The 12,425-nt window shown below is 68.4% G+C and carries 7 protein-coding genes; 2 read left to right on the top strand and 5 right to left on the bottom strand.

Annotated elements, in window-relative coordinates; translation table 11 throughout:
- The first annotated feature begins 63 nt into the window (after positions 1-63).
- Positions 64-1,020, top strand: coding sequence for a hypothetical protein (locus tag IE207_RS06030; RefSeq protein WP_190182996.1), 957 nt, complete (start codon positions 64-66; stop codon positions 1,018-1,020).
- Between the two features lie 168 nt (positions 1,021-1,188).
- Here the strand turns inward: IE207_RS06030 and tuf are convergent, their stop codons facing one another.
- The 4 genes from tuf to rpsL form a co-directional block, all read right to left on the bottom strand.
- Complete coding sequence (tuf, locus tag IE207_RS06025) at positions 1,189-2,382, bottom strand: elongation factor Tu (protein ID WP_190182995.1); 1,194 nt, start codon at positions 2,380-2,382, stop codon at positions 1,189-1,191.
- A gap of 152 nt (positions 2,383-2,534) precedes the next feature.
- Positions 2,535-4,661 carry an elongation factor G gene (fusA, locus tag IE207_RS06020; protein WP_136213221.1) on the bottom strand — a complete coding sequence of 709 codons (2,127 nt, stop codon included), beginning with the start codon at positions 4,659-4,661 and terminating at the stop codon, positions 2,535-2,537.
- 39 nt (positions 4,662-4,700) lie between these two features.
- Positions 4,701-5,171 (bottom strand): 30S ribosomal protein S7, encoded by a 471-nt coding sequence (gene rpsG / locus IE207_RS06015; RefSeq protein WP_007265894.1) that lies wholly within the window; start codon positions 5,169-5,171, stop codon positions 4,701-4,703.
- 2 nt (positions 5,172-5,173) lie between these two features.
- A complete protein-coding gene (gene rpsL, locus IE207_RS06010; RefSeq protein ID WP_007265893.1) occupies positions 5,174-5,545 on the bottom strand; it encodes a 30S ribosomal protein S12 in 372 nt (123 codons plus the stop codon).
- Positions 5,546-5,987: 442 nt separating this feature from the next.
- On the opposite strand from rpsL, the gene IE207_RS06005 reads away from it, so the two are divergent.
- Positions 5,988-8,438 (top strand): YfhO family protein, encoded by a 2,451-nt coding sequence (locus IE207_RS06005; protein WP_190183589.1) that lies wholly within the window; start codon positions 5,988-5,990, stop codon positions 8,436-8,438.
- A gap of 73 nt (positions 8,439-8,511) precedes the next feature.
- Here IE207_RS06005 and IE207_RS06000 read toward each other — a convergent pair whose 3' ends face one another.
- A complete protein-coding gene (locus IE207_RS06000; protein WP_190182994.1) occupies positions 8,512-12,411 on the bottom strand; it encodes a DNA-directed RNA polymerase subunit beta' in 3,900 nt (1,299 codons plus the stop codon).
- Between the last annotated feature and the right edge of the window lie 14 nt (positions 12,412-12,425).

Raw genomic sequence — 12,425 nt, 5'->3', positions numbered from 1 at the left:
GCCCCCGACGGGACTCGCAATCCCGGCGGGGGCCTGGCCAGCCAGGAAGCGAACACCTTCCCGATGGATACCCAGAAGCCTAACCCCGTCGTGCTCGCCTCCGGGCGCAATCGCGGCGATGCCCCCCGATCAGGTGTCATCCACGTCAACGTGCGGCACACCCGCCGCTTCACCGTGGTCGGCAACCACCTCGCCCAGCACGCCGAGCTGTCCCTCGTCGCGATCGGCCTGGCGCTCCACATCCAGTCGCTGCCGGCCGGCGCCCGCATCGGCATCAAGGACCTCGCCGCCCGCTTCCCCGAGAGCGAGCACCGGATCGCCCGCGCGCTGCGCGAGCTGGAGGTGCACGGGTACCTCGCCCGGACCCGCGTACGGCTGCCCGGCGGGCAGGTGATCACCCGCACCGTGTCCTACAACCGCCCCGGGTGCGTGGAGAGCGACCCGCACCCCGACCCGCGCGCCAGCCCGCACCCCGGCCCGGACCCGCACCCGAGCCCCGCCCCGAGCCGCGCCGCGCACCCCGCCGCGGAAGCCCCTCCCGCGACCACCCCGGCCGCCGTCTCGCCGGAGGCCGTCGCCCCGCAGCCGCCCGCCACCCCACGGACTCCCGGCGGGTCCCTCCCCCGGCCCCGGAACCCCGACAACCCCTGGCGACACGAGGCGGCCGTCACCGTCCTGACGGACCTGCGCCGCCTCGACTCCCGTCTCCTGCTCGGCCGGCAGGACATCGAGTGCCTCGCCCCCGCCGTCGAGGCCTGGCTGGAGCGCGGCGCCCGCCCCGGCGGCATCACCGCCGCCCTCACGGCCAACCTGCCGCCGCAGCCCCGCAACCCGGCCGGACTGGTGGCGTACCGGCTCACCGCCCAGTTGCCGCCGACCCTGGCACACCTACCCCGCCCGGCCGCCCACGTACCGCCGGACCCCTTCCAGACCTGCGAGGACGAGACCTGCGGCCTCGCCTTCCGGTCCCGGGAGCCGGGCCTGTGCGGGGAGTGCCGCGCGGAGGCGGGCGCCGCGTAGACACCGGAGCGGGCGCCGCGTACGCACCCGGCCGGGCCCCGCACAGCAGCCGGCAACGCCCCGCGGGCAACGACAAAAGGCCCCTCCCCCACCGCCGAGGCGGTGGGCAAGGGGCCCTTCTGTCAAACGTGGTGCCCGCTCGCGCGAGCTACCAGGTCAGAACACGAATTACTTCGTGATCTTGGTGACCTGGCCGGCGCCCACCGTACGACCACCCTCACGGATGGCGAACTTCAGGCCCTCTTCCATCGCGACCGGCTGGATGAGGTTGACCGTCATGTCGGTGTTGTCACCGGGCATGACCATCTCGGTGCCCTCAGGCAGGGTCACAACGCCCGTCACGTCCGTGGTACGGAAGTAGAACTGCGGGCGGTAGTTGTTGAAGAACGGGGTGTGACGGCCACCCTCGTCCTTCGACAGGATGTACGCGGCGGCCTCGAACTCGGTGTGCGGCGTGACCGAACCGGGCTTGATGATGACCTGACCGCGCTCGACGTCCTCGCGCTTGATGCCACGGAGGAGCAGACCGACGTTCTCACCGGCCTGGCCCTCGTCGAGGAGCTTGCGGAACATCTCGATACCGGTGACCGTGGTGGTGGTCTTCTCTTCCTTGATACCGATGATGTCGACGGTCTCGTTGACCTTCAGGACACCACGCTCGATACGGCCGGTGACGACCGTACCGCGACCGGTGATCGTGAAGACGTCCTCGACCGGCATCAGGAAGGGCTTGTCGGTGTCGCGCGGCGGGGTCGGGATCGACTCGTCCACGGCCTTCATGAGGCCGAGGAGCTTCTCGCCCCACTCCTTGTCGCCCTCGAGCGCCTTGAGCGCGGAGACCTGGACGACCGGAAGGTCGTCGCCCGGGAAGTCGTACTCGGAGAGCAGCTCACGGACCTCGAGCTCGACGAGCTCCAGGATCTCCTCGTCGTCCACCATGTCGGCCTTGTTCAGGGCGACGACGATGTAGGGGACGCCGACCTGGCGGGCCAGGAGCACGTGCTCCTTGGTCTGCGGCATCGGGCCGTCGGTGGCGGCGACCACGAGGATGGCACCGTCCATCTGCGCGGCACCGGTGATCATGTTCTTGATGTAGTCCGCGTGACCCGGGCAGTCGACGTGGGCGTAGTGACGCGCCTCGGTCTGGTACTCGACGTGCGCGATGGAGATGGTGATACCGCGCTGGCGCTCCTCAGGAGCCTTGTCGATCTGGTCGAAGGCCGAGGCCTCGTTCAGGTCCGGGTACGCGTCGTGCAGCACCTTGGTAATGGCGGCCGTGAGGGTCGTCTTACCGTGGTCAATGTGACCGATGGTGCCGATGTTGACGTGCGGCTTAGTCCGCTCGAACTTCGCCTTCGCCACGGGGGTCCTCCTGGAGAGTGGTTCTGGTACGCCTTACAGATCGGCGCCAGGTGATCTTTGCTGGGATGCCAGTCCCCCCGGGCAACAGGAGCGGGTTGCTCCTGTTGCCCCAGAGGTACCGGTGACAAGCCTAAAGCGTGTACTCCGAAGAGTTACTCGCCCTTGGCCTTCGCGATGATCTCCTCAGCGACGTTCCGGGGAACCTCGGCGTAGGAGTCGAACTGCATCGAGTAGCTGGCGCGACCCGAGGTCTTGCTGCGGAGGTCTCCGACGTAGCCGAACATCTCCGAAAGCGGCACGAGGCCCTTCACGATGCGAGCACCGTGACGCTCGTCCATGGCCTGGATCTGGCCACGACGAGAGTTGATGTCGCCGATGACCTCACCCATGTAGTCCTCGGGCGTGGTGACCTCAACGGCCATCATCGGCTCAAGGAGCACGGGAGAAGCCTTGCGCGCGGCCTCCTTGAAGGCCTGCGAACCGGCGATCTTGAACGCGAGTTCGGAGGAGTCGACCTCGTGGTAACCACCGTCGAGAAGAATGACGCGGACGCCAGTCATCTCGTAGCCGGCGAGGATGCCGAACTTCATGGCTTCCTGGGCACCGGCGTCCACCGACGGGATGTACTCACGCGGGATACGTCCACCGGTGACCTTGTTGACGAACTCGTAAGCCGCCTCGCCGCCCTCGATGGGCTCGATCGCGATCTGCACCTTCGCGAACTGACCGGTACCACCGGTCTGCTTCTTGTGGGTGTAGTCGTGACGCTCGACGGACTTGCGGATCGTCTCGCGGTAGGCCACCTGCGGCTTGCCGACGTTCGCCTCGACCTTGAACTCGCGACGCATGCGGTCGACGAGGATGTCGAGGTGGAGCTCGCCCATACCACCGATGATGGTCTGGCCGGTCTCCTCGTCCGAGTGAACCTGGAAGGAGGGGTCCTCCTCCGCGAGACGCTGGATGGCAACACCCAGCTTCTCCTGGTCACCCTTGGACTTGGGCTCGATGGCGACCTGGATGACCGGGGCCGGGAAGTCCATGGACTCCAGGATGACCGGGGCCTTCTCGTCGCACAGCGTCTCACCGGTGGTGGTCTGCTTGAGGCCCATGACGGCGACGATGTCACCGGCGCCCACCGACTCGATCTCCTCACGCTTGTTCGCGTGCATGCGGTAGATCTTGCCGATGCGCTCCTTCTTGCCCTTGACGGAGTTCAGCACCGCGGTGCCGGCCTCCAGGCGACCGGAGTAGATCCGGACGAAGGTGAGCTTGCCGAGGTGCGGGTCGCTCGCGATCTTGAACGCGAGGGCCGACAGCGGCTCGGAGTCGGCCGGCTTGCGCTTGACGACGACCTCCGCGTCCTTGACGTCGTGGCCTTCGATGGCCTCGACGTCCAGGGGGGAGGGAAGGTAGCGCACGACGGCGTCGAGCAGGGGCTGGACGCCCTTGTTCTTGAACGCGGTGCCGCAGAACACGGGGGTGACGGTGGTGTCGCCGCCCTTGCCGGACGCGATGGTGATACGACGGACGGCGGCGTAGAGCTGCTCCTCGGTGGGCTCGGTGCCCTCCAGGAACAGTTCCATCATCTGCTCGTCGTTCTCGGCGACCGTCTCGACCAGCTTGGCGCGCCATTCCTCGGCGGCCTCGGTGTGCGAGGCGGGGATGTCGACGACGTCGTACATCTCGCCCTTGGAGGCCTCGGCGGACCACACAAGAGCCTTCATGCGGACCAGGTCGACAACGCCCTGGAAGTCCATCTCGGAGCCGATGGGCAGCTGCATGACGATCGGGGTCGCGCCGAGGCGGTCCACGATCATGTCCACGCAGCGGTGGAACTCGGCGCCGGTACGGTCCAGCTTGTTGACGAAGCAGATGCGCGGCACGCCGTAACGGTCGGCCTGACGCCAGACCGTCTCGGACTGCGGCTCCACACCGGCGACACCGTCGAAGACGGTGACGGCACCGTCGAGGACGCGGAGCGAACGCTCCACCTCTACGGTGAAGTCGACGTGACCCGGGGTGTCGATGATGTTGATGGTGTGGTCGACCTCGTCAAGAGGCCAGTGGCAGGTCGTCGCGGCGGACGTGATGGTGATACCACGCTCCTGCTCCTGCTCCATCCAGTCCATCGTGGCAGCGCCGTCGTGGACCTCACCGATCTTGTACGACACACCGGTGTAGAACAGGATGCGCTCGGTGGTGGTCGTCTTGCCCGCGTCGATGTGGGCCATGATCCCGATGTTGCGGACCTTGGCCAGGTCAAGCGAAGTGGTAGCCATAAGGCTTCGGTCTTCTCTCGGTCTCGATGTGGGGTGGGACTACCAGCGGTAGTGCGCGAAGGCCTTGTTGGACTCGGCCATCTTGTGCGTGTCCTCGCGCTTCTTGACGGCAGCGCCAAGACCGTTGGAGGCGTCGAGCAGCTCGTTCATGAGGCGCTCGGTCATGGTCTTCTCGCGGCGGGCGCGGGAGTAACCCACGAGCCAGCGCAGCGCGAGGGTCGACTGGCGACCCGGCTTGACCTCGACCGGAACCTGGTAGGTCGCGCCACCGACACGGCGGGACTTGACCTCGAGGGACGGCTTGACGTTCTCCAGCGCGCGCTTCAGCGTGATGACCGGGTCGTTGCCGGTCTTCTCGCGGAGGCCTTCCATGGCGCCGTAGACGATGCGCTCGGCGGTGGAGCGCTTGCCGTTCAGGAGGATCTTGTTGATGAGCGACGTCACCAGAGGAGATGCGTAGACCGGGTCGATGATGACCGGGCGCTTCGGGGCGGGGCCCTTACGAGGCATTCTTACTTCTCCTTCTTGGCGCCGTAGCGGCTGCGGGCCTGCTTGCGGTTCTTGACAGCCTGGGTGTCAAGCGCACCGCGGATGATCTTGTAACGAACACCCGGCAGGTCCTTCACACGGCCACCACGCACGAGCACGATCGAGTGCTCCTGCAGGTTGTGTCCCTCACCCGGAATGTAAGCGGTGACCTCGATGCCGGAGGTCAGACGCACACGCGCGACCTTACGGAGCGCCGAGTTCGGCTTCTTCGGGGTGGTCGTGAACACACGCGTGCAGACGCCGCGACGCTGGGGCGAAGCCTCAAGCGCGGGGGTCTTTGTCTTCTCGACCTTGTCCTGCCGGCCCTTACGGACCAGCTGCTGGATCGTAGGCACTACTTCTCCGGTTTCTGTGTGCCGTGTAGTGAAGCTAACCTGGAACGTTGCCGACCCACGCGGTCGGGTGTGTCGGATCCGGTGGAGCTCCGCGCAAACGAAGACACATGGATCGCGGTGGCTGATACGGCTCTTATGCGGTTGGTGGACACGCACGGGAGCCCAGGCACACCCCAGGCACAAGGTCTGAGCGTACCTACCGCATCCACTCCGGTCAAAACAAAAGCCCGGCGGCCGCCGGAAGGCCCCCTCCCCCACAGACCCGCAGGCCAGGCGGCGCACGGGATCCGGGGCCCCACCGCCCTCCCGCACCGGCTCGGACGTGCGGAACCCGCACGCATGTGGTAAGTGGCCGCGCGCTCCCCGCGCCGCCCTAGACTGACGAGCCGGACAAACCGCCACCCGGCGAAGTCGATCAGCAGGGAGCAGCGCATTGGGAACCGTGGCCTCGGAGCCCACCACGCAGGAAGCTCCCGCCCGGCGGCGGCCCGCGGCGGCCCGGCGCCGCCTCGGCCGCCTGCGCGGCCCCCTGCTCGCCTTCCTCATCACCTCGGGCGCGTTCTGCGCGGCCTGGGTGGCCCGCGGCAGCTTCCCCTTCGGGAACACCGGCCGCGCCCTCAACGACCAGGCCAACCAGTACGTGCCCTTCCACCGCGCCCTGTGGGACCTGGTGCACGGGCAGGCCGCCGGCGACCTGCTGTTCAGCTGGCGCGGCGGCTTCGGCCAGCAGTTCCTGTCCGACTACTACACCTACCTCGGCAACCCGTTCTCCTGGCTCGCCGTCCTCGTGCCCCGCGCCCACGTCGATTTGGCCGTCTTCGCGGTCACGCCGCTGACGATGGGCGCCGCGGCCGCCGTGATGACGGTGTACCTCGGCAAGCTGCACCCCGGCCCCTGGTGGCAGCGGGGCGTGCTCGGGGCGACGTACGGGCTGTGCGGGTGGGCGCTGAGCGACGCCTCCTACATCCCGATGTGGCTGTGGGGGCTGGTCGCGCTTCCGCTGCTCGGCATCGCCGTCGAGTGGTGCCTGGAGCAGCGGCGCTGGCCCGGGGTCGCGCTGTTCGTCGCGCTCGCCTGGTTCGGGAACTTCTACACCGCGATGATGGCCACGATGGCCGCCTGCGTGCTGCTGGCCGTCCGGCTCGCCACCCGCGAGATGACCGGCTCCGAGCGGCTGCGCGCCGTGTGGCGGGCGGCCACGGCCACCGTGACGGGCATCCTCCTGACCCTGCCCCTGCTGCTGCCGTCCTTCCTGTCGAGCGGCGCCGCGCAGCCGACGCGGGCCGGCTCCTTCGAACCGGTCCGGATCGAGATCCTGCTGTCCGGGATGCTCCCCGCCACGCACCTGTGGGGCGGCCGGCCCCGGCTGTACGTGGCCTCGCTGGGGCTGATCCTGGCGGGCGCGTTCCTGTTCGACTCCCGGATCGCGCGCAGGACCCGCCTGGTGTGGGCGGCGGCGGCCCTGCTGGTCCTCGCCTCGTTCCAGTTCCCGCCGACCCAGTACGTGTGGCACGGCCTGGCGGTCCCGAACGGCAACCCGTACCGCGAGGCCTTCGTGTTCAGCGGCATGGTGGTGATCGCCGCCTGGCTGGCGCTCGCCCACCGCCCGCGCCCGCTGCACCTCGCCCTGTCGGCCGCCCTGCTGGTGCTGGCCACCTTCGTGCTCCGCCACACCGACGACTTCGGCGGCTGGACGTGGCCGGCGGTGCTCGGCGGCGGGGGCCTGTCGCTGCTCGCGCTGGTCCTGCTCTCCCTGGGCCACAGGCGCCGCTACCTCGTCCCGGTCGCGGCCGCCCTGATGGTCGGCGTCGTCTTCGCCGAATCCACCGCCGCCGCGCTCAACGCCGACACCCGGCGGGCCCGCGAACGCTGGGCGGCGCCGGCCGCCACCTCGAACGAGTCGATCAGCCACCACTTCGACGCCGTCCGGGGCGTCGACGGCTGGCCCGCGTACCGGACCGACTCGGGCGCGCCGCAGACCTCGTACAACGACGCCCTGGCCCTGCGCGCGGAGGGCCCGCAGTACTACAGCAGCTACCTCCCCGAGGCCACGTACCAGGCGCTGGAGCCCCTCGGCTACGGCTTCAAGAACGACGGCCGGACCTTCTTCGGCGCCGACAACCCGGTCCTCGACGCGATCTTCTCGATCGGGGCGCGGGTGCGGCCGGGCGCCACGAAGAACAGCTGGACCGGCTCGAAGTTCCCGGCCCCGCCCCTCGTGACGGTCCGCAGCGGCCCCTACGCCTCCCCCAACCCCGCCGACAGCGTCTACGCCCGCCAGGAGAACGTCCTGGGCGCCACCGTCTACCAGGTCCCGCAGGTCACGCGGGGCGGCACCGCCACCGCCCAGACCTACGCGGCCCAGTGCGCGCCCGGCTCCGAGGCGTACTGGTACTCCCCCGAGCTCTTCGGCTCCCTCTCGCAGGGCTCGCTCTCCCGCCCCCTCCAGGACCGCATGAGCGGGGTCGTCCCGATCGGCACGGTCCCCGCCTCCGGCCGCCTCGACGTCACCGTGGCCACCCGCACCGCGAACGCCACGGCCGGCTCCCACCCCATCGGCTGCCTGGACCGGACCGGCCTCGACGCGGCGGTGCGCCACCTCACCGCCACCGGCGCCACGAAGGTCACCGCGCAGGGGCACACCATCGAGGCCACCCTCCCCCAGGGCGCCACCGGCACCGCCGTCTTCGCGATGACCGGCGTCCCGGGCTGGCAGTGCTCCGCCCCGCTCCGCCCCTTCCACGGCCTGGTCTCCCTCCAGGTGACCCCCGGCACCACGAAGGTCTCCTGCACCTTCTCCCCCAGGGGCCTCACCCCCGGCCTCGCCGCCGCCACCCTCGCCCTCCTGGCCCTCGCCTCGGTCACCGTCGCCTCCCGCCGCCGGCGCCACTGAGGCCCCTCCCGGAACACGAAGAAGCCCCCCGCCGCTCCTCTCGGAGCAGCGGGGGGCTTCCTCTTACGGGCTATCAGCCGTTGTACGGGCCGTAGTCGTAGTCCTCCAGCGGGACGGCCTGGCCGGAGCCGGTGCCGAAGGGCGAGTAGTCGATGTCGTCGTAGCCGACGGCCGAGTACATCGCGGCCTTGGCTTCCTCGGTCGGCTCGACCCGGATGTTGCGGTAGCGGGACAGGCCCGTACCGGCCGGGATGAGCTTACCGATGATGACGTTCTCCTTGAGGCCGATCAGGGAGTCGGACTTGGCGTTGATCGCCGCATCCGTCAGAACCCTGGTCGTCTCCTGGAAGGACGCCGCCGACAGCCACGACTCGGTCGCGAGCGAGGCCTTGGTGATACCCATCAGCTGCGGACGGCCGGAGGCGGGGTGACCGCCCTCGGTGACCACACGACGGTTCTCGGTCTCGAACTTCGACCGCTCGACCAGCTCGCCCGGCAGGAGCTCCGCGTCGCCGGACTCGATGATCGTCACGCGGCGCAGCATCTGCCGGATGATGATCTCGATGTGCTTGTCGTGGATCGACACGCCCTGCGAGTTGTAGACCTTCTGGACTTCGCCGACCAGGTGGACCTGGACGGCACGCTGACCGAGGATGCGCAGCACGTCGTGCGGGTTGGTGGCACCCATGGTGAGCTTCTGGCCCACCTCGACGTGGTCGCCCTCGTGCACGATGACCTTGGCGCGCTTGGAGATCGGGAACGCCGTCTCCTCGCTGCCGTCGTCGGGCGTGATGACGATCTTCTTCGTCTTCTCGGTCTCCTCGATCCGCACGCGGCCGGCGGCCTCGGAGATCGGGGCGACACCCTTCGGGGTACGGGCCTCGAAGAGCTCGACGACACGCGGCAGACCCTGCGTGATGTCGTCACCGGCCACACCACCGGTGTGGAAGGTACGCATCGTCAGCTGGGTACCGGGCTCACCGATGGACTGGGCGGCGATGATGCCGACCGCCTCACCGATGTCGACCAGCTTGCCGGTGGCCAGCGAGCGGCCGTAGCAGAAGGCACAGGTGCCGACCGCGGACTCGCAGGTCAGGACCGAGCGGGTCTTGACCTCCTCGACGCCGTTCGCGATGAGGGCGTCGATGAGCACGTCACCGAGGTCCACGTTGGCCGGCGCGATGACCTTGCCGTCGATGACGACGTCCTCGGCCAGCATGCGGGCGTACACGGAGGTCTCGACGTCGTCCGCCTTGCGCAGGACACCCGCCTCGTCCTTGACACCGATCTTGAGCTTGAGGCCGCGCTCGGTGCCGCAGTCCTCCTCGCGGATGATGACGTCCTGCGAGACGTCCACCAGACGACGGGTGAGGTAACCCGAGTCGGCGGTACGCAGGGCGGTGTCCGCCAGACCCTTACGGGCACCGTGCGTGGAGATGAAGTACTCCAGAACGGTGAGGCCCTCACGGAAGGACGCCTTGATCGGACGCGGGATGGTCTCGTTCTTCGCGTTCGACACCAGACCACGCATACCGGCGATCTGTCGCATCTGCATCATGTTTCCTCGGGCACCCGAGTCAACCATCATGAAGATGGGGTTCGTCTTGGGGAAGTTCGCGTTCATCGCCTCGGCAACCTCGTTGGTCGCCTTGGTCCAGATCGCGATGAGCTCCTGCGTGCGCTCGTCCTTGGTGATCAGACCGCGCTCGTACTGCTTCTGGACCTTCTCGTCCATCGCCTCGTAGCCCGCGACGATGGCCTTCTTGGCCTCGGGCACGACGACGTCGGAGATGGCCACGGTGACGCCCGAACGGGTCGCCCAGTGGAAACCGGCCGCCTTGAGGTTGTCGAGCGTCGCCGCCACGATCACCTTGGGGTAGCGCTCCGCCAGGTCGTTGACGATCTCGGAGAGCTGCTTCTTGCCCACCGAGTAGTCGACGAACGGGTAGTCCTCGGGCAGCAGCTCGTTGAAGAGCGCGCGGCCCAGGGTCGTCTTGAGACGGAAGCTGTCGCCCGGCTGGAACTCCTGCTCGCCCTCTTCGGCCACCGGCGCGACCCAGCCGCGCGGCGGGATGGTGCCCACCGGGAAGCGGATGTCGACCTGCGACTGCAGCGCGAGCTCACCGGCGTCGAACGCCATGATCGCCTCGGCCGTGGAGCCGAACGCGCGGCCCTCGCCCTTGGTGTCACGCAGCTCACCGTCGGTGGTCAGGAAGAACAGACCGAGGACCATGTCCTGGGTCGGCATCGTGACCGGACGGCCGTCGGCCGGCTTGAGGATGTTGTTCGAGGACAGCATCAGGATGCGGGCCTCGGCCTGCGCCTCCGCGGAGAGCGGCAGGTGCACGGCCATCTGGTCACCGTCGAAGTCCGCGTTGAACGCGGTGCAGACGAGCGGGTGGATCTGGATGGCCTTGCCTTCGACCAGCTGGGGCTCGAAGGCCTGGATGCCGAGACGGTGCAGCGTGGGCGCACGGTTCAGCAGCACCGGGTGCTCGGCGATGACCTCTTCGAGCACGTCGTAGACGACCGTACGGCCGCGCTCGACCATGCGCTTCGCCGACTTGATGTTCTGCGCGTGGTTCAGGTCGACCAGGCGCTTCATCACGAACGGCTTGAAGAGCTCCAGCGCCATGGCCTTCGGCAGACCGCACTGGTGCAGCTTGAGCTGCGGACCGACGACGATCACGGAACGCGCGGAGTAGTCCACGCGCTTGCCGAGGAGGTTCTGACGGAAACGGCCCTGCTTGCCCTTGAGCATGTCGCTCAGGGACTTCAGCGGACGGTTGCCGGGGCCCGTGACCGGGCGACCACGACGGCCGTTGTCGAAGAGGGCGTCGACCGCCTCCTGGAGCATCCGCTTCTCGTTGTTCACGATGATCTCGGGGGCACCGAGGTCGAGCAGACGCTTCAGACGGTTGTTGCGGTTGATCACGCGGCGGTACAGGTCGTTCAGGTCGGAGGTCGCGAAGCGGCCACCGTCCAGCTGCACCATCGGACGCAGGTCCGGCGGGATCACCGGCACGCAGTCCAGAACCATGCCCTTGGGGCTGTTGCTGGTCTGCAGGAACGCGGAGACGACCTTGAGGCGCTTGAGCGCACGGGTCTTCTTCTGGCCCTTGCCGGTCCGGATGATCTCGCGGAGGCGCTCGGCCTCCTCCTCCAGGTCGAAGGACTCCAGGCGCTTCTGCAGCGCCGCGGCACCCATCGAACCGTCGAAGTAGGTACCGAAGCGGTCGCGCAGCTCGCGGTAGAGCAGCTCGTCGCCTTCGAGGTCCTGGACCTTGAGGTTCTTGAAGCGGGACCAGACCTCGTCCAGACGGTCGATCTCGCGCTGCGCACGGTCGCGCAGCTGCTTCATCTCGCGCTCGGCACCTTCGCGCACCTTGCGGCGCACGTCGGCCTTGGCGCCCTCGGCCTCCAGCTCGGCCAGGTCGGTCTCGAGCTTCTTGGCACGGCCTTCGAGGTCCGCGTCACGGCGGTTCTCGATCTGCTGGCGCTCGACGGAGACGTGCGCCTCCAGCGACGGGAGGTCGCGGGTGCGGCGCTCGTCGTCCACGAACGTGATCATGTACGCGGCGAAGTAGATGACCTTTTCGAGGTCCTTCGGCGCGAGGTCCAGCAGGTAGCCCAGGCGCGACGGGACGCCCTTGAAGTACCAGATGTGGGTGACGGGAGCGGCAAGCTCGATGTGGCCCATCCGCTCACGACGCACCTTGGCGCGCGTGACCTCGACGCCACAGCGCTCACAGATGATGCCCTTGAAGCGGACACGCTTGTACTTGCCGCAGTAGCACTCCCAGTCCCGGGTCGGACCGAAGATCTTCTCGCAGAAGAGTCCGTCCTTCTCAGGCTTGAGGGTGCGGTAGTTGATGGTCTCCGGCTTCTTGACCTCGCCGTGCGACCAGGTTCGGATGTCGTCCGCGGTGGCAAGGCCGATCCGCAGCTCGTCGAAGAAGTTGACGTCGAGCACTGTGCGTCAATCCC

It is taken from the genome of Streptomyces cirratus (assembly GCF_014650775.1).
In the GTDB taxonomy this organism is placed as follows: Bacteria; Actinomycetota; Actinomycetes; order Streptomycetales; family Streptomycetaceae; genus Streptomyces; species Streptomyces cirratus.
This window is presented reverse-complemented; position numbering and strand designations above follow the sequence as displayed.

Bases quoted from the DNA above. Each gene is read 5' to 3' on its own strand.
- rpsG (WP_007265894.1), bottom strand. From the start codon at position 5,171: ATGCCTCGTAAGGGCCCCGCCCCGAAGCGCCCGGTCATCATCGACCCG.
- fusA (WP_136213221.1), bottom strand. From the start codon at position 4,661: ATGGCTACCACTTCGCTTGACCTGGCCAAGGTCCGCAACATCGGGATC.
- IE207_RS06030 (WP_190182996.1), top strand. From the start codon at position 64: ATGGATACCCAGAAGCCTAACCCCGTCGTGCTCGCCTCCGGGCGCAAT.